This is a genomic window from Isoptericola sp. F-RaC21 (assembly GCF_038593535.1).
Lineage (GTDB): Bacteria > Actinomycetota > Actinomycetes > Actinomycetales > Cellulomonadaceae > Isoptericola.
In genome coordinates, this window is record NZ_JBCFYX010000005.1 from 354,318 (window position 1) to 370,130 (window position 15,813).

19 protein-coding genes are annotated in these 15,813 nt (G+C 75.6%); 10 read left to right on the forward strand and 9 right to left on the reverse strand.

The window, feature by feature from the left end:
- Window position 1 precedes the first annotated feature (1 nt).
- Genes AAG589_RS19795 through AAG589_RS19810 form a run of 4 tightly spaced genes read right to left on the reverse strand, consistent with a single transcriptional unit; the run spans window position 2 to window position 3,667 of the window.
- Complete coding sequence (locus tag AAG589_RS19795) at window positions 2-682, reverse strand: DUF4166 domain-containing protein (protein WP_430569008.1); 681 nt, start codon at window positions 680-682, stop codon at window positions 2-4.
- Window positions 679-1,308, reverse strand: coding sequence for an SRPBCC family protein (locus AAG589_RS19800; protein ID WP_430569009.1), 630 nt, complete (start codon window positions 1,306-1,308; stop codon window positions 679-681). The genes AAG589_RS19795 and AAG589_RS19800 overlap by 4 nt, the downstream gene beginning before the upstream one ends.
- The gene (locus AAG589_RS19805) at window positions 1,305-2,447 is read right to left on the reverse strand and encodes an RDD family protein (RefSeq protein ID WP_430569010.1); all 1,143 of its coding nucleotides are present in this window, start codon (window positions 2,445-2,447) and stop codon (window positions 1,305-1,307) included. Before AAG589_RS19805 ends, AAG589_RS19800 begins: the two co-directional genes overlap by 4 nt.
- Window positions 2,444-3,667 (reverse strand): PEP/pyruvate-binding domain-containing protein, encoded by a 1,224-nt coding sequence (locus tag AAG589_RS19810; RefSeq protein ID WP_430569011.1) that lies wholly within the window; start codon window positions 3,665-3,667, stop codon window positions 2,444-2,446. The genes AAG589_RS19805 and AAG589_RS19810 overlap by 4 nt, the downstream gene beginning before the upstream one ends.
- 56 nt (window positions 3,668-3,723) lie before the next feature.
- Between AAG589_RS19810 and AAG589_RS19815 the strand changes: the two genes are divergently transcribed.
- Both AAG589_RS19815 and AAG589_RS19820 read left to right on the forward strand, forming a co-directional pair.
- Complete coding sequence (locus AAG589_RS19815) at window positions 3,724-4,131, forward strand: DNA-binding protein (RefSeq protein ID WP_430569012.1); 408 nt, start codon at window positions 3,724-3,726, stop codon at window positions 4,129-4,131.
- The gene (locus AAG589_RS19820; protein ID WP_430569013.1) at window positions 4,128-4,781 is read left to right on the forward strand and encodes a transcriptional regulator; all 654 of its coding nucleotides are present in this window, start codon (window positions 4,128-4,130) and stop codon (window positions 4,779-4,781) included. Before AAG589_RS19815 ends, AAG589_RS19820 begins: the two co-directional genes overlap by 4 nt.
- Window positions 4,782-4,817: 36 nt before the next feature.
- Here the strand turns inward: AAG589_RS19820 and AAG589_RS19825 are convergent, their stop codons facing one another.
- Window positions 4,818-5,210, reverse strand: a complete 393-nt coding sequence (locus AAG589_RS19825) for a YunG family protein (RefSeq protein WP_430569014.1) — start codon at window positions 5,208-5,210, stop codon at window positions 4,818-4,820.
- Between the two features lie 102 nt (window positions 5,211-5,312).
- Here AAG589_RS19825 and AAG589_RS19830 point away from each other — a divergent pair, with 102 nt between their 5' ends.
- On the forward strand, window positions 5,313-6,062 hold the full coding sequence (locus AAG589_RS19830; RefSeq protein WP_430569015.1) for an SDR family NAD(P)-dependent oxidoreductase: 750 nt from the start codon (window positions 5,313-5,315) through the stop codon (window positions 6,060-6,062).
- Here the strand turns inward: AAG589_RS19830 and AAG589_RS19835 are convergent.
- Together AAG589_RS19835 and AAG589_RS19840 are read right to left on the reverse strand one after the other, a co-directional pair.
- On the reverse strand, window positions 6,016-6,426 hold the full coding sequence (locus AAG589_RS19835; RefSeq protein ID WP_430569016.1) for a DMT family transporter: 411 nt from the start codon (window positions 6,424-6,426) through the stop codon (window positions 6,016-6,018). The genes AAG589_RS19830 and AAG589_RS19835 overlap by 47 nt on opposite strands.
- A gap of 1 nt (window position 6,427) precedes the next feature.
- The gene (locus AAG589_RS19840; RefSeq protein WP_430569017.1) at window positions 6,428-6,742 is read right to left on the reverse strand and encodes a DMT family transporter; all 315 of its coding nucleotides are present in this window, start codon (window positions 6,740-6,742) and stop codon (window positions 6,428-6,430) included.
- Window positions 6,743-6,843: 101 nt separating this feature from the next.
- On the opposite strand from AAG589_RS19840, the gene AAG589_RS19845 reads away from it, so the two are divergent.
- On the forward strand, window positions 6,844-7,407 hold the full coding sequence (locus tag AAG589_RS19845; RefSeq protein ID WP_430569018.1) for a TetR/AcrR family transcriptional regulator: 564 nt from the start codon (window positions 6,844-6,846) through the stop codon (window positions 7,405-7,407).
- 17 nt (window positions 7,408-7,424) lie between these two features.
- Here AAG589_RS19845 and AAG589_RS19850 read toward each other — a convergent pair whose 3' ends face one another.
- Window positions 7,425-8,387 (reverse strand): ArsR/SmtB family transcription factor, encoded by a 963-nt coding sequence (locus AAG589_RS19850; RefSeq protein WP_430569223.1) that lies wholly within the window; start codon window positions 8,385-8,387, stop codon window positions 7,425-7,427.
- Between the two features lie 79 nt (window positions 8,388-8,466).
- On the opposite strand from AAG589_RS19850, the gene AAG589_RS19855 reads away from it, so the two are divergent.
- From AAG589_RS19855 to AAG589_RS19880, 6 genes are all read left to right on the forward strand, one after another.
- A complete protein-coding gene (locus tag AAG589_RS19855; RefSeq protein ID WP_430569019.1) occupies window positions 8,467-9,759 on the forward strand; it encodes an MFS transporter in 1,293 nt (430 codons plus the stop codon).
- A gap of 61 nt (window positions 9,760-9,820) precedes the next feature.
- Entirely contained in the window at window positions 9,821-10,450 is a 630-nt protein-coding gene (locus tag AAG589_RS19860; protein WP_430569020.1) for a sugar O-acetyltransferase, read from the forward strand.
- Between the two features lie 43 nt (window positions 10,451-10,493).
- Complete coding sequence (locus AAG589_RS19865; protein ID WP_430569021.1) at window positions 10,494-11,474, forward strand: CorA family divalent cation transporter; 981 nt, start codon at window positions 10,494-10,496, stop codon at window positions 11,472-11,474.
- A gap of 59 nt (window positions 11,475-11,533) precedes the next feature.
- Window positions 11,534-12,265, forward strand: coding sequence for a response regulator transcription factor (locus AAG589_RS19870; protein WP_430569022.1), 732 nt, complete (start codon window positions 11,534-11,536; stop codon window positions 12,263-12,265).
- 6 nt (window positions 12,266-12,271) lie between these two features.
- Window positions 12,272-13,672: a HAMP domain-containing sensor histidine kinase gene (locus AAG589_RS19875; RefSeq protein ID WP_430569023.1), complete on the forward strand. Its 1,401-nt coding sequence runs from the start codon at window positions 12,272-12,274 to the stop codon at window positions 13,670-13,672.
- Entirely contained in the window at window positions 13,669-14,643 is a 975-nt protein-coding gene (locus AAG589_RS19880; protein ID WP_430569024.1) for a TAXI family TRAP transporter solute-binding subunit, read from the forward strand. Before AAG589_RS19875 ends, AAG589_RS19880 begins: the two co-directional genes overlap by 4 nt.
- Window positions 14,644-14,658: 15 nt before the next feature.
- Here AAG589_RS19880 and galE read toward each other — a convergent pair whose 3' ends face one another.
- Entirely contained in the window at window positions 14,659-15,762 is a 1,104-nt protein-coding gene (gene galE / locus AAG589_RS19885) for a UDP-glucose 4-epimerase GalE (protein WP_430569025.1), read from the reverse strand.
- Window positions 15,763-15,813 lie beyond the last annotated feature (51 nt).

Sequence of the window (15,813 nt, forward strand, 5' to 3'; positions counted from 1 at the left end):
CTCAGGTGCGGCGTTCGTGCCGGACGGGCTTGAGCCGGTCCGGCGCGTCCGTGGCCGGAAGCCACTCGCACGTGAACCAGCCGCGGTAGCCGAACAGGAAGCCGAAGCGTTCGTTCGTGACGCGCAGGTCGACCTCGAACCGGTGCGCCGCGTCGTCGTACCGCTCGCGCAGCAGGGCCCGCCCGCTGAAGAGCATCGGGAAGGGGAAGCCGACCGGGCCGGCGTAGAACCGCTGCGCGTCGGAGCGGAGCACCAGGCCGCCGTCGGCGTCGGCGTGCAGCTCCAGGTCGACGGCGAGGTGCTGGTGCGTGCCCAGGTAGTCCACCACCCGCCCGCCGACGTCGATCATCGTGGCGTCGAACCGTCGGCGGTGGCCGCGGATGTCGTACGACCGGACGAACGTGATGGTCTCGCGGCCCAGCGGGTCGCGGTACGGGTAGTTCTCGATCGTGAACGGCACGTCGGTGCCGACGTCGGGGACGAGGATGTTCCGCAGCCGCCCCACCTGCAGGAACGGCACCGTCCACCAGGGGCCGCGGCGGATCTCCGTCATGACGCCGGTGCCCACGCACGCCTCCGCCGTGCCCAGCCCGACGTCGAACCGTCGCCGCAGCATCGGGTGCAGGCGGTCGAACTCCGCGCCCATGGTGCGGCGGAAGATCGACGGCGCGGTCGCGGTCACGGGTGCTCCTCGGGGTCGGGCAGCTCGGCGAGGGCGGTCGGCGCGTCGCGCAGGTGATCGCCGTGCCGGTGGCCGCGGGCGGGCGCGCGTCGGCACCGGGCGGCACGCGGCCGGTCGCCGCGCCAGACGTAGAGCACGCTGCGCAGCGGCCACCGCTCGGGTTCGACGCCCTGCTCGGCCCACAGGCGCAGCCGGTCGAAGCTCCACGCGGTCGCCCAGCCCAGCAGCGGGCGGGCGACCCGGTCCAGCAGCCGCCCCCAGCCGGGCACGTAGTCGTAGCCGGTGACGAAGCGGACGCCGTCGCCGTCGGGCGCGTACCGCCAGTAGCCGCGGCCGGCGCGGATGGGGGAGCGTCGGTCCGCGGTGGCGAACCGCAGCGCCGACGTGCGCGTACCGTCCGGACGGTCGCGCTCGCCGAGGCTCACCCCGTCCCCGACGACCGTCCCGACCGGCGTGCGCCGGGAGTAGGTGAAGCGGGTCCCGCCGCCGGGTGCCGGGGTCGTCGGGGTGATCCGCGAGAACCGCACGTCCCACCGCACGTGCTGCGCCGGGTCCTGCGTCAGTGCCCAGACCGTCTCGAGCGGCGCCGCGATCGTCGTCTCGACGTAGATGCCGCGCCCGGTCACGGGCTCACCGGTCCGGCGTCGATGGTCGGTACGGGGGCCGAGCACTCGGCGAGCACCGTGCCGTCGTCGTCGACGAGGGCTGCGCGGGCCGTCCATCCTGTGACGTCCTGGTCCGTCGTGATCGTCGTCGAGGCGATCGGCTCCGGAACCGTCCACCACAGGTCGTTCTCGTCCAGGTCGCCGTCGCCCTCGGGGGAGGCGTCCTCCCCGACGACGATCCCGTCGAACGAAGAGTCCGGGCTGGTGAAGGTGGTCCCGTCGGGACCGGTCACCGCGAGGGCGGCGGTCACGGCTCCGACGACGGGGCTGCGGGCGGAGTCGACGCCGAACGCGGAGGACCACCCCACCCCCACCTCCCAGCGCGTGTCGCTCACGCGGGTGATGCCGAGGCGCGACGCGTGCTCGAAGCTGCGCGAGGTGCCGAAGAGGGCGGACGCGGCGACGTCTCCGGTGCTGACGCAGGACGTCCCGTCCTCGGACATCTGCTGGCTGCCGCCGGTACCGGCGGTGAGGCTCGCCGCCGCCGACGCGGCGCACAGGACGAGCGCGAGGGCGCCGGTCACGCGGCGCGGGACGCGCAGCCAGGGCGCTCGCGCGTCGCGGACGGCGCGCAGCCGGCGGACGACGGGGTGCGCCTCGGGCGACGTCGTGCGCACCGCGACCGTGCCGAGCAGGGAGTCGGCGAACGTGCGGCCGTCGCGCCGGAACGCGGACCGGAGGTAGCCGATCAGCAGGAGGGCGTCGAGGAGGTGCGCGAACCAGCGCAGCACCGTGCCCGGCAGCCCGATCGGGCGACCGGTGCGGTCGTCGACCACCGCGACCTGCGCCACCCGCTTGCCGGGCGTCATGCCGGTGTACGCCTGGAGTACGGCCAGCGCGAGCAGGGTGCCGGCCGTCCAGCCCGCGCCGCCGGTCCCGCCGGGCTTGCCGAGGCCGGGGAGCGCGGCGAGGCTCGGCGACGCCCCCGTCGCGAGGAAGACCACGGAGGCCACGAGCGCGGAGTCGAGCAGCGTGGCGAGCACGCGCAGCCCCCACGCGGCCGGTGGCCGCTTCGCCGTGAACGGCCCGAGGGAGTGCTGGACGCGTCGTCGTCCCCCGGCGGATCCCGCGGGCGGGAGCGGCGGCGCCGTCGTCGTCATGGCCGGATCGTTCCACGGCCGGGATCGGGCGTCCACGGGGTGTCCACGGTGCCCGCGTCGCCGTCGACGACGACCGTCCCGGCGTCGCGCAGGACGTCCGTCGCGGCGGCCACGCCGAGCACCGCGGGCAGGCGCAGCTCGCGAGCGACGATCGCGGCGTGCGACAGCAGGCCGCCTGTCTCCGTGACGACGGCGGCGACGACGCCGAACAGCGGCGTCCACGCCGGGTCGGTCTCCCGGCACACCAGCACGTCGCCGGGCCGGACGTCGCCGAAGTCGTCCGGGCCGCGCACCACCCGCGCCGGACCGCTCGCCCGCCCGCCGCTCGCCCCCGTGCCCCACAGCACCTCGCCATCGCTGTGAGCGGTCGTTTGGCCCTGTTCTGCCCTCGAATCGGGGCCAAACGCCCGCTCACAGCGGTCGGTGGGGAGGGCGGCGGTGACCGGGCGGGCCTGGAGGAGCCAGGTCGTGCCGGCGTCGTCCACCGCCCACTCGACGTCCTGCGGCCCGCCGCACAGCTCGGCGACCCGGCGTCCGAGCGCGGCGAGCCGCAGCACCGTGTCGTCGTCGAGGCACGGACGGCCGGCGTCCTCGGGCGGGACGGCGCGGACGGTCGTGCCGCCGGGGGAGCGGTCCACGCGGGTGCGCTTGACGCCGGTGCGGCGCTCGACGACGCGTCCGCCGGCGACGGTCCAGCGGTCGGGGTCGACGGCGCCCCGCACCACGCTCTCGCCCAGCCCCCACGAAGCCTCGACGACCGTGCGACCGTCGCCCGTGAACAGCACGCCCGCCGCGCGCGCGTCGATCAGCCGCTGCACGACGACCGCGACGTCGGCGGGGGCGGGGGTGCCGGACGTCGCCGCCCGGTAGGCCGTGGCCCGTGGTCCGGCCGCCGACGCGCGACAGGCTGCGACTGCCTCGACGACCCGGTCCGTGCCGACCGCGCCGAGCACCGTGTCGTACTGCCCGGCCGCCGATGCTCGGATGCCGTCCTCGTCCGTGGCCGACGAGCGCACCGCCACGGGGGAGCCGACGGCGGTGCCGGAGCGCTGCGCGAGGTCGCGGGCCCCGGCGTCGACGGCGGCCGGCAGGTCGTGGTCCGGGACGGCGGCGGGCACGACGAACCCGTCGGGGACGGGCAGCCCGGCGCGTCGTAGCGACCCCAGGGCGGCGGCCTTGGCGCCGTGAGCCGGGACGGCGTCGTCGAGCGGGACGATCACGTCGCGCTTTTCAACGAAATGTTGACAACCATCTGTTGATGGTGGACGGTCGCTGCATGGAAAGCAAGCCCCACGACGCCGACCAGGGCGCCGCCGACGACGAGACCCGCGCCCGTCGCGTGCTCCTCGACCTGGGCGCCGACGACCTCGCGCCGCGGCCCTGGCAGCCGGCGTCCGTGCCGCCGTCGGCGACGGACCTCGTGCGCCACTACCTGTGGCGCTCGGCGCGGGGCGAGCTCACCCCCGAGCATGACGCCGCCGGGGCGCTCGCGGCCCTCGGGCTCGTGCCCGCGGTGCGCGCCGAGGCGGAGCAGCTGGAGACCGCCGCGCTGTTCTCCGCCCGCGCCGCCGGGCATACGTGGGGGCGGATGGCGGGCGCGCTGGGACTCGGCTCCCCGCAGGCGGTGCAGCAGCGGCTCGACCGGCTCGTCGCGCGGTCGGTTGGCGCGGGGGAGCGGTCGTGACGCGGGAGTCCGAGCCCGGGCTGCGGGTGCTGCACGCCGTGCGGGTGCAAGGCACGGCCGACGACGCGGCCGTGGCCGACCGCGCAGGGCTGGGCCGCGACGTCGCGCACGAGCTGCTGCTCGACCTCGAGGCGTTCGGGCACGTGACCTGGGCGGAGTTCGCCGGGGCGGGCGGCTGGTCCCTCACGGAGCGGGGCCGGGCGGAGGGCGAGCGCCGCCTCGCCGTGGAGCTGGCCACCGACCCGAGCGGCCGTGCCGCCGCCGTCGTGCGCGAGGCGATCGCCGCGTTCCACCCGCTGAACGCCCGGCTGCTGCGCGCGTGCACCGACTGGCAGCTGCGGCCCGGCGGCGGCGGGCGGCTCGATGTCAACGACCACGCGGACGCGGCCTGGGACGCCCGGGTCCTCGACGAGCTGGGCGCCGTCGTCGACGGGGTGCGCCCGGTGCTCGCCCTGCTCACGGCGGAGCTCGACCGGTTCGCGGGCTACGACCGGCGGCTCGACGACGCGCTCGCCGCGGCACGGGCCGGGGACGGCGCGCGCGTGGCCGGCGTCGGCGCGGCGTCCGTCCACGGGGTGTGGATGGAGCTGCACGAGGACCTCCTGGCCACGGCGGGGATCCGGCGCGGCGAGGTCGACCCGCGCCCCTGAGTCGTGGCGCTCCGCCGTGCCGGCGCCTCAGGCGCCTCAGGCGTCGGAGGCGGCGGCCAGCGCGGTGAGGACGCGGTCGCGGAGGAGCTCGTACTGCTCGCGGTGGTAGCGGGGCGCGTCGGGCGGACGGACGACCACCTGGCCGCCGACGACCGTCTCGTCGGGTCGGAACTGGTCCGCGGTGAGGTCGACGTCCGAGCCGTCCGGCAGCCGGTTCCAGTAGTGGTGGCCGATCTGCACCCCGTCGACGTGCACCTCGGCGAGGACCAGGTCGCCGCCCAGGACGTCCTGGACGACCAGGGCGGTCATGCCGCACTGGTCGCGCGACGGGTTCTCGGGGGTCCACTCGTCGCTCATGTGGGGATAGCAGGTGTCGGGTCCCCAGGCGGCGAGGAAGTGGTCGCGCAGCTCATCGACGGTGATCGGCATCCCCGGAGCGTGGCATCGGGCACCGACACGTCCCGCACGCGGCGTCCGCGGGCGGGCGGCGCCTAGGCTGTGACGGCATCCCGACCGTCTCGAGGAGGACTCATGCCGAGCAGCGCCCGCGTCGCCGTCGTCACCGGAGCCAGCAGCGGGATCGGGGCGGCGAGCGCCCGCGCCCTGGCGGCGGCGGGCTTCCACGTCGTCCTCGGCGCCCGGCGGATGGACCGGCTCGAGCAGGTGGCCGCCGAGACGGGCGGCACCGCGCTCCCGCTCGACGTCACGGACGACGCGTCGGTCGAGGCCTTCGCGGCGGCGGTCGAGGAGCGGCTGGGCCGCTGCGACCTGCTCGTCAACAACGCGGGCGGCGCGCTGGGGACGGAGTCGGTGGCCGACGCCGACCTCGCCGACTGGCAGCGGATGTACGACATCAACGTGCTCGGCACCGTGCGGGTCACCAAGGCGCTGCTGCCGAGGCTCGTCGCCAGCGGCGACGGCCAGGTCATCACCATCGGCTCCATCGCGGGCCGCGAGCCCTACAAGGGCGGCGCCGGCTACAACGCGGCCAAGCACGCCGAAGCCGCGCTCACCCGGGTGCTGCGCCTGGAGCTGCTCGGCCAGCCGGTGCGGGTCAGCGAGATCGACCCCGGCATGGTGCACACCGACTTCTCCCTCGTCCGCTTCAAGGGCGACCAGGAGAAGGCCGACGCCGTCTACGCCGGGGTCGAGCCGCTCACGGCCGAGGACGTCGCCGAGACGGTGGCGTGGATCGCCACCCGCCCGGCGCACGTCAACGTCGACCAGGTGCTGCTCATGCCTCGCGACCAGGCCGCGGCTCAGGTGGTCCACCGGCGCTGACCTCGCGCGGTCCCGCGTCCTCGTCGTCGTGGCCGACCAGCTTGAGCCCGATGGCGCAGCCGATGATGCCGACGAGGAACAGGGCCTTGAGCAGCGACGCCGACTCGGTGCCGGTGATCATCGCCCACGCGACGGTCAGGGCGGCGCCGATGCCGGTCCAGATGGCGTAGGCCGTGCCGATCGGGATGTGCTTCGCGGCGTAGCCCAGGCCGAGCATGCTCGCCGACAGGGCGACGACGAACACGATCGTGTCGCCGAGCACCGTGAAGCCGTGGCTCGCGTCGAGGGCGGTGGCCCAGACGGCCTCCAGCACCGCGCTGGCCAGCAGCACCACCCAGGCGAGGGTGTTCGAGCTCTTCGTCATGTCAGCTCACCACCTTGAGTCCGACGACCGACCCCACGAGGCCGACCAGCAGCAGCGCCCGCGCGACGGTCAGCCGCTCGTCGCCGCGCACGATCGCGACGAGCACGGTGAGCACCGCGCCGATGCCCACCCACACGGCGTAGGCGGTGCCGACCGGGATGGTGAGCATGGCGTGCGCCAGCCCCCACATGCTCAGGGCCAGGCCGACGACGAACAGCACGGTCGGCCCTGGTCGCTTGAAGCCGCGCGACGCGGCCAGCGCGGTCGCCCACACGGCCTCCATCACGCCGGCGGCGATGAGGATCAGCCAGTCCACGGCTCTCACTTCCCCTCGGTCGGGATCTCTCGGAAAGGTCTTCGCACGATCGTGCGAAGACAGTTCTAGCACAGTTCGCACGACTGTGCGAACATGGCCGGGTGCCCCAGAAGCTCGACCGTGACGAACGCCGCCGCCAGGTGTCCGAGGCCGCGTGGCGCGTCCTCGTCCGCGACGGCCTCGAGGCTCTGTCCGTGCGCAACGTCGCCGCCGAGGCCGGCCTGCCGCAGAGCTCCCTGCGCTACACCTTCCCCACGGTGGCCAGCGTGCGCGAGCGCGCCGTCGCCCTCGTCCTGGAACGTCTCCTGGAGCGGGTCGATGCCGTCCCCGACGGCGCGGGCTGGTCGCGCGCCGTGCTCGCACAGCTCCTCCCGCTCGACGCCGAGCGGCGCACGGAGATGGAGGCGTACCTCGCGCTCGGCACCGCGGCCATGACCGACCCCGGCCTGCGCGACGGGCACCGCGCCTCCCAGCAGGCCATCCGTGACGTGTGCGCGCGGGCGCTGGCCGCCCTCGCCGGCCGCGCGCCGTCCGACGTCGAGGTGCGCGAGCTGCACGCCCTCGTCGACGGGCTGGCGCTGCACGTCGTGCGGCAGGAGCCCGGCGCCGACGCCGGCTGGGCGCTGGCCGTGCTCGACGCGCACCTGGCCCGCCTCGGCCGCTGACCCCTCGTCGTCCGGCCTCAGCGGGCCCGGCCGACCAGGGCGTCGCCCACCTCCGAGCGCAGGTACAGCACGGACCGGCCGGCACGGGCGGAGGTGAGCAGGCCCGCGTCGCGCAGCACGCGCAGGTGCTGGTTGACGGCGCTGGTGGTGACGTCGAGGCGGCGGGCCAGCTCGGTGGACGACGTCGGCCGGTCCAGCGCGGTGAGCAGCCCGGCCCGCGCGCGGCCGAGCACGGCCACGAGCGCGTCGTCCGCCACGTGCCGCTCCGCCTCCCACAGCGTGCCCGTGCCGCGGGCGCCGTACATGATCATCGGCGGCTCGTCGGCGGAGATGGGGGCGGACGCGGCGCGGGTGAACAGCGTCGGCACCAGCGTCAGGCCCTCACCGGTCGTGGCCCGTCGCAGGTCCCTCGTCGAGCTCCCGAGCTGCACGCTCACCACACCGTCGGCGAAGGACACCCGGTCGGAGAGGTCGGCGAACATCGCGCCTGCGCCGCGCGCGGAGATCACCGCTCCGCGGTGCACGACGTCCGCCTGGAGCACGGCGCGCATCCGCGGCCAGTACGGCGCGAAGCAGGTGTCCCAGTAGGTGGTCAGCGCGTCGAGCACCCGTCGCCGCACGCGAGGGAGCGGGCCGCGGAGCGGAGCGGGGCGGCCGCCCGGGTGCAGGGCGGCGAGCTCGCGAGCGACGACGTCGTCCCCGGTCGCGGCGACGACGGCCAGCTCGTCGTCGATCCGGGTGAGCGGGCTGCGCGGGCGCGGGGTGAGGTAGTCCGGCGTCCACAGCACCTCGTTGGTCAGCGCGAGGAGAACGTCGCCATCGAGACGCGAGCGGGCCTCCTGGGTGCGGCGCAGCCACGGCAGGTGAAGCGGGTACCGACCCGGGTCGCGCCAGGTGCGCAGCGACAGCACCAGCTCGTTCAGCGGGGAGACGGCGAACCGGACGTCGGCGAGGTCCATGCCCGCGAGCTCGTAGCGCATCCATCCCACGGAGCGAGCATAGATGTAGGAGATCGCTACATCTATTCGTCCCTCGCGGCGCATGCCGCCTACTGGTGCCGTGATCCAGACCTTCCTGCCGCGGGACCCCGTGGCGCGCGCGCTCACCTTCTCGACCATGGCCTTCGCCGCGTCGACCGGGATCTTCTACACCGTCTCGGTGCTGTACTTCACGCGGGTGGTCGGGCTGTCCGCGGCCACGGTCGGGCTCGGCCTCGGGATCGCCGGCGGCGCGGGCGTGCTCGGGTCGTTCCTGGCCGGGCGCTGGTCGGACCGGCGCGGCGCGCACCGCGTCCAGGTGTGGGGCCTGCTCGCGCAGGCGGTGGCGCTGGCCGCGTACTCGTTCACGGCCGACGCCGTGAGCTTCACCCTCGTGGCGGTCGTCGTCAGCGCGGGCCGCGGCGTGCAGTCCACCGCGCGGCAGGCGCTGCTCGCCCGATGGTTCACCGGGCCCGAGCGGGTGGACGTGCGGGCGCGGCTGCGCGTCGTGACGAACGTCCTCATCGGGCTGGGCACCCTCGCCGCCGCCGTCGCGCTGCTGGTCGACACCGCGGCCGCGTACCGCACCGCGATGGTCGCGACGGCGGTGCTGCTGCTGGGCGCCGTCGTGCCGCTCCTGCTGCTGCCGCGCCGCGTGCCCGAGTTGCCCGCGCGGATGCTCGAGGACGCGCCGTCGTCGTCGGCGGGCACCGACGCGCCCCCGGACGCCCCGCACCCCCTGCGCGACCGCACGTACGTGGCGAGCGTCGCGCTCAACGCCGTCGTCGCCATGCAGTTCGGCGTCATGACGGTGGGCGTGCCGCTGTGGGTCGCGAGCACCGAAGCGCCCACCGCCGTCGTCTCCGCCCTGCTGGTGGTCAACACGGCGGTGGTGGCGCTGCTGCAGGTGCGGGCGTCGCGCGGCACGCACGACGTGCGCGGAGCCGGCCGCGCCGTGCGCCGAGGCGCCGTGCTGCTGGCTGGCGCCTGCGTGCTGTACGCGGCGGCCGGGCACGGCAGCCTCGTCGCGGCGACGGCGCTGCTGGTGCTCGCGGCCGTCGCGCACTCGCTCGGCGAGGTGCTGTCGGAGGCCGGCGGCTGGGGCATGGCGTTCGAGCTCGCCGACCCGCGCCGCGCGGGCGCCTACCAGGGCCTGTCGCAGACCGGCTACGCGCTCGCGGGCATGGCTGCGCCCGTCGTCGTCACCGCCCTGCCCATCCGGTTCGGCACGCCCGGCTGGCTCGCGCTGGGCGGGATCTTCGTCGTCGCCGGCGCGGGCGCGGCGGCCGTCGCGCGGCGGGCCGCCGACCGCGCCGACGCCGCGTCGTCCTCGGACGCCGGCCGGTCCACGGAGGCGACGGTCGCGACGTCCTGACCGGCCCGTGGGGGAGACTGCCCCGGGCGGCAACGCCCGTCACGACCGGCGAAGGAGAACGATGGACCCCCGCGAGCAGGAGGTGCGGCGCCGGATGGCGGCGCACGAGCTCTACACCGACGGCGCACCCGGGCTCGAGGGCCTGGCGGCCGAACGGGCGCGCGCCAAGGAGCTGGAGCACGCGATCAACATCGGCTCCCCGCGCGACCTCGCCCGCCGGGAGGAGCTCGTGCGCGAGCTGTTCGGCAGCGTGGGGGAGCGGGTGTGGGTCGAGCCGCCGCTGCACGTGTCGTACGGGAACACCGTCCACCTGGGCGACGACGTCTTCGTCAACGTCGGGCTCACGCTCGTCGACGACGTCGAGGTGCGCGTCGGGGACCGGGTGATGTTCGCCCCGCACGTCACGGTCACCACGACCGGTCACCCGGTGCACCCGGACCTGCGCAAGGACGGGGGCCAGTTCTCCGCGCCCGTGGTGATCGAGGACGACGTCTGGATCGGCGCGCACGCGGTGCTGCTCCCCGGCGTGACCGTCGGCGCCGGGTCCGTGGTCGGTGCCGGCTCCGTCGTCAGCTCCGACGTGCCGCCCGGCGTCGTCGTCGCGGGGGCGCCCGCGCGCGTGCTGCGCGAGATCACCGACGCCGACCTCGAGTTCCGCTACCGCGCGCCGGGGGCCGCCCGGACGCGGTGACGTCCACCGCGCCGTTCGGCCCGGTTCGTCCGAGAATGCGGGTGTGACGGACGAGGAGAGGCCGGCGGGCACGGAGTGGTTCGTCGGGACGCACGGCGCGCCGGCGCGGTCGGCGGACGACGACCACCCGGCGCGCTGGCTGCACGTCACGGACAAGGAGGCGTTCCTCGCCGCGGCGCAGGAGATCGACCCGGCGCTGCGGGAGCGGCTCGCGCAGGTGCACGGCGTCGCGCGGGACGTGCCGAGGCGGCCGGCGGCCGCGGTGCGCTGGCTCGACGACGACTGGGTGATGGTGCTCACCCCGACCGTGTGGTTCACCGAGGACGACCGGCAGGTGCACACGGGGGAGCTGGGGATGCTCGCCGGGCCGGACGCGGTGCTGACGTTCGAGGCGGGCCGGGCGGGCGTGCACGACCACGCGCTGGACCGCCTGCGCGGCCCGGGCCCCGCGCACGGGTCGGGGGCGCAACGGGTGACGCTCGCGGTGGTGCTCGGCCTGGTGGGCGTCGCGTCCGAGGTGGAGCTGGCGCTCGGGGACGCCGTGGCCGACACGGAGCGCGTCGTCTTCGACCGCACGATGGCCGACCCCGTCCAGCGCCTGTACGACCTCAAGCGGGAGATCACGGAGGCCCGGCGAGCGCTGCTGCCGGTGGCGGCGGAGCTGCCCGAGCTCACGGAGAGCAGCGACGAGCGCCGCGCCGTCGCCGACCGGCGCACGCTGGAGCGGGTGGCGTCGACGGTCGAGCGCATCGACCGGCACCTCGACGCCCACGACGACCTGCTCTCCGACATGCTGCAGGTGCACCTGTCCCAGGTGTCCGTGCGGCAGAACGAGGACATGCGCAAGATCTCGGCGTGGGCGGCGATCCTCGTGTATCCCACGGTGGTGGCCGGCGTCTACGGCATGAACTTCCGCCACATGCCGGAGCTGCACTGGCTGCTCGGCTACCCGTTCGCGCTGGTCCTCATGGCGGTGGGCTGCGTGGTGCTCTACCGCGTCTTCCGCCGCGTGGGCTGGCTCTGACCGAGGTGCGACGCTCCGCTACCCTGTGCGCTCCAGGAGCCCGACGGAGGGACGGTCCCGTGCAGCTGCTCGTGGTCGAGGACGACGACCATGTCGCCGGCGCGCTCGTGTCCGTGCTCGGCCGGCACGGGTACGAGGTGGTCCGCGCGCGCGACGGCGCGTCCGCCCTGCGCGAGCTGAGCCCGCGCACCGACATGGTGCTGCTCGACCTGTCGCTGCCCGACATCGACGGGTTCGAGGTGTGCCGCCGCATCCGCCGCGTCTCGGACACCCCGATCATCATGGTCACCGCGCGCACGCGCCTGGACGCGCGCATCCGCGGCCTCGAGCTGGGCGCGGACGACTACGTGACCAAGCCGTACGACGTGCGCGAGGTGCTCGCCCGCATCGACGCCGTCATGCGCCGCGGCCGCGGTCGCGAGTGGGACGGCGCCCGCGCGGAGGCCGCCGACGCGCGCGTCCGGGTGCGCGGCCTGGTCGTGGACCTGGCGCGGCGCGAGGTGCGCCGCACCACGGGCGCCGTCGCGGACGCCGCCGGCGCCGTCGTCGAGCTGACCCGCAAGGAGTTCGACCTGCTCGCGCTGCTCGTGCGCCAGCAGGGCTCGGTCCTCACCCGCGAGCGGATCCTGCGTGACGTGTGGGGCTCCAGCTGGAAGGGCCTGGGCCGCACCCTCGAGGTGCACGTCGCGTCGCTGCGCCGCAAGCTCGGCGAGCCCGACGTCGTGGAGACGGTGCGCGGCGTGGGCTACCGGGTGGCCGTACCCGACGGCGGCGACGGCGCGGGGGCCTAGACGTCGATGCGGACCCGCCTGGCGATCATCCTGTTCGTGCCCTGCGTGCTGGTGCTGGGGCTGCTCGGCACCGCGTACGCGGGCAACGTCGCGCGCGCCAACCAGCAGGAGGTCTACCTCGACCGGCTCGCCGACGCGGGCTACCTGGTCATCACGGCGCGGCAGTCGCTGACCGCGGACGACCCGGCGATCGTCGAGGGCGACCTGGACCGCTACCGCGAGGTGTACGGGGTGGCGGCCGCCGTCGTCGACCAGTCGGGCGCTACCTGGGCGACGAACGGTCTCGACCCGCAGGGGGTGGACGAGCGGCAGGCGGCGCTCGCGGGCCGGCGCGGCGAGGCCGCCGACCTGAGCTCGCTCCCGTGGAAGGCCGACCGGGTGGTCGTCGCCGAGCCCGTGTACGACGGCGGCGACCTCGTGGGTGCCGTCGTCACCGTCTCCGACGCGGAGGAGGTCTCGCGCAGCATCTGGTCGAGCTGGGGCATCCTCGTCGCGGCCGGCCTGGCGATGTGCGTGCTGGCGGTCGTCATCGCGCACCGCACCGCCGGCTGGGTGCTGCGGCCCGTGCGCGCCGTCGACACCGCGATGGGCGAGATCGGGCGCGGCCGGCTCGACGCCCGCATCCCGCCGTCCACCGGCCCGCCCGAGCTGCGGGAGGTCATCACCCGGTTCAACGCGATGGCCGCCCAGGTGGAGCACTCCATGCACCGGCAGCAGGAGTTCGTCTCCAACGCGTCGCACGAGCTGCGCAACCCCCTCAACGCGCTGATGCTGCGGGTCGAGGACCTCGCACTGTCCACCCCGCCGGAGCACACCACCGAGGTGGCGCACGTGCGCGCCGAGGCGGTGCGCATGGCGCACATCCTCGACGCCCTGCTGCTCCTGGCCGACGACGCGAACCTGGCCGCGGGCGCCCATGCGCTGGACGTCGCCGAGCTGGTCGCGCGGCGCGTCGAGAGCTGGCGGTTGATCGCCGTCGGGCGGGAGCTGACCTTCGCCGACCCGGGTGGCGGCGCCTGGGCCGAGCTGAACCCGATCGTGCTCGAGTGCGCGTTCGACGCCGTCCTCGACAACGCCGTGAAGTTCTCGCCCGACGGCGGCCGGATCGACGTCACGGTCGCCGGGGCGGGCGGCGGCGCCGTCGAGGTCGTCGTGCGCGACCACGGGGCCGGGGTCCCGCCCGAGGAGCTGGACCGGCTCGCGGAGCGGTTCTGGCGCTCGCCCGGCCACAGCACCGTGCGCGGCTCCGGACTGGGGCTCGCGATCGCGTCCGAGCTGCTCGCCACGGGCGGCGGCTCGCTGCGCCTGGGCCTGCCCGACGGCGGCGGGCTCGAGGTGCGGCTGCGGGTGCCCGCGCTCGCGACGGCGGACGGTGCGACCGTCGGCCCGGCGGAGGTGGCGTCGTGAGGGCGGCGCGCGTCCTGGCGGCCCTGGCCGCGACGCTGCTGGCGCTGCCGGTGCTCGCCGGCTGCGTGGGCGACGACGCCGCCGGCGACCCCTGGGACGGGCAGCGCCCGGACGCGCTCACCCTCGCGACCGGCGGCTCGACCGGCATCTACCACGCGTACGGCACCGCCCTGGCGCACGTGCTCGAGGAGCGTTACGACCTGCCGGTCGAGGTCGACCAGTCCGGCGGGTCGGTGGAGAACCTCGAGAGCCTCGACGCGGGCACGGCTCAGGTGGCGTTCAGCGCCGCCGACGCGGCCCGGGACGCCGTCGCGGGCGAGGGTGAGTTCACCGAGCCGCTCGACGTGCGCGCCCTGGCCCGCGTGTACGACGACTTCCTGCACCTCGTGGTGCCCGCCGGCTCCGACATCCGCAGCATCGACGACCTGCGCGGCAAGCGCGTCTCCCTCGGCGCGCCGCAGTCCGGCACGGCCCTCATCGCGCACCGGCTGCTCGCGGCGGCCGACGTGCCCGCCGGCGACCTCACCGACGCCCGCCTCGGCCTGGACGACTCGATCGACGCCCTGCGGGCGGGGGACGTCGACGCGTTCTTCTGGTCCGGCGGCCTGCGCACCCCGGGCCTGACCGCGCTCGCCGACGACCAGCCCGTGCGGCTCGTGCCCCTGGGCGACCTGGTCGAGGAGGTGCGGTCCCGGTACGGCAGCGGGTACCGGCACGGCATCGTGCCCGAGGGGATGTACGGGTCGTCGAAGGTGGTCGAGACCCTCGCCGTGCCGAACTTCCTCATGGTGCGCGCCGACATGCCCGACGCCGAGGCGCGCACCCTGGTGTCCACGCTGTTCGACGCGCGGGGCCAGATCGCGACGCAGGTGCCCTCGGCGGCGAACCTCGACCGCGTGCGGGCGATCTTCACCGACCCGGTGGAGCTGCACCCCGGCGCGCTGCAGTACTACCGCGACACGAAGGACTAGGTCGACCCGCTCTGCCTACCAGGCCGAGGCGGCCGGCACGGAGGAGACGAGCCGCAGGCGGTGTCCGACGCCGCCCCGCCAGGGGGCGGACGGCGCGAGCGACGTCGGGTACCCGTGGGGGTGGAACCGGTGCCAGCGCCACAGGTCGAGGCAGATGTCCTCGATGCCGCGGGCGGCGTGCCAGCCGAGCTCGGCCTCTGCGCGGGCGGGGTCCGCGTACGACACGGCGACGTCGCCCTCCCGGCGCTCCGTGACGCGGTACGGCACCGTGCGGCCGGTCGCGGCCTCGAACGCGCGGACCAGCTCCAGCACGCTGGTGGGCCGCCCGCTGCCCAGGTTCCAGGTGGACAGCTGCTGGTCCGCCTCCCCGAGCGCCGCGAGGGCGGCGACGTGCCCGGCGGCGAGGTCGTCCACGTGCACGTAGTCGCGCATCGCGGTGCCGTCCGGCGTGGGGTGGTCGGCGCCGCGCACCTCGAGGGCGTCGCGCAGCCCCGCCGCGGTCTCGGCGACGGCGGTGAGCAGGCTCGCGGACGCGCCGGTGCGGTCCGGGCCGAGGCTGCCGGAGGGGTGCGCGCCGGCAGCGGAGAAGTGCCGCACGACGCCCACCCGCAGCGCAGGGCCGGCGTCCGCCACGACGTCCCGCAGGATCTGCTCGTTCATCGCGTGGCTGCGGCCCACCGGTCCCGTGGGGGCGAGCGGCGCGTCCTCGGCGTGCGGCAGGTCGCGGCCCTCGCCGTACACGGCGGCCGACGACGACACGACGAGCCGGTCGACGCCGTACCAGGCCATGCAGCGCAGCAGCGTGAACGTGGTGCCGAGGTTGGTCTCGTAGCTGTCCAGCGGCCGCACGCCGCGGGCGCTCGGGCTCTTGATGCCCGCCAGGTGCAGCACGGCGTCGAAGCCCTCGGCGTCGAAGAGGCGCTCGAGGGCGTCGATGTCCGCCCCGTCGAAGACGTGCACCGGCACGGGCCGGCCGGCCAGGGTCTCGACCCGCTCCAGCGCCGCGGGGGCACCCCGGGAGAAGTCGTCCACCACGACGACGTCGTGCCCGGCCCCGAGCAGCCGGAGCACGGTGTGAGACCCGACGTACCCGGCGCCTCCGGTCACCAGGACGCGCATGGGAGTTCCTCGCTTCGCAGCTCACGGCAGTTGATGTCGCCCCGTCATCTT

Bases quoted from the DNA above. Each gene is read 5' to 3' on its own strand.
- AAG589_RS19860 (WP_430569020.1), top strand. From the start codon at position 9,821: ATGGACCCCCGCGAGCAGGAGGTGCGGCGCCGGATGGCGGCGCACGAG.
- AAG589_RS19875 (WP_430569023.1), top strand. From the start codon at position 12,272: ATGCGGACCCGCCTGGCGATCATCCTGTTCGTGCCCTGCGTGCTGGTG.
- galE (WP_430569025.1), bottom strand. From the start codon at position 15,762: ATGCGCGTCCTGGTGACCGGAGGCGCCGGGTACGTCGGGTCTCACACC.
- AAG589_RS19825 (WP_430569014.1), bottom strand. From the start codon at position 5,210: ATGCCGATCACCGTCGATGAGCTGCGCGACCACTTCCTCGCCGCCTGG.
- AAG589_RS19805 (WP_430569010.1), bottom strand. From the start codon at position 2,447: ATGACGACGACGGCGCCGCCGCTCCCGCCCGCGGGATCCGCCGGGGGA.
- AAG589_RS19830 (WP_430569015.1), top strand. From the start codon at position 5,313: ATGCCGAGCAGCGCCCGCGTCGCCGTCGTCACCGGAGCCAGCAGCGGG.
- AAG589_RS19835 (WP_430569016.1), bottom strand. From the start codon at position 6,426: ATGACGAAGAGCTCGAACACCCTCGCCTGGGTGGTGCTGCTGGCCAGC.
- AAG589_RS19850 (WP_430569223.1), bottom strand. From the start codon at position 8,387: ATGCGCTACGAGCTCGCGGGCATGGACCTCGCCGACGTCCGGTTCGCC.
- AAG589_RS19815 (WP_430569012.1), top strand. From the start codon at position 3,724: ATGGAAAGCAAGCCCCACGACGCCGACCAGGGCGCCGCCGACGACGAG.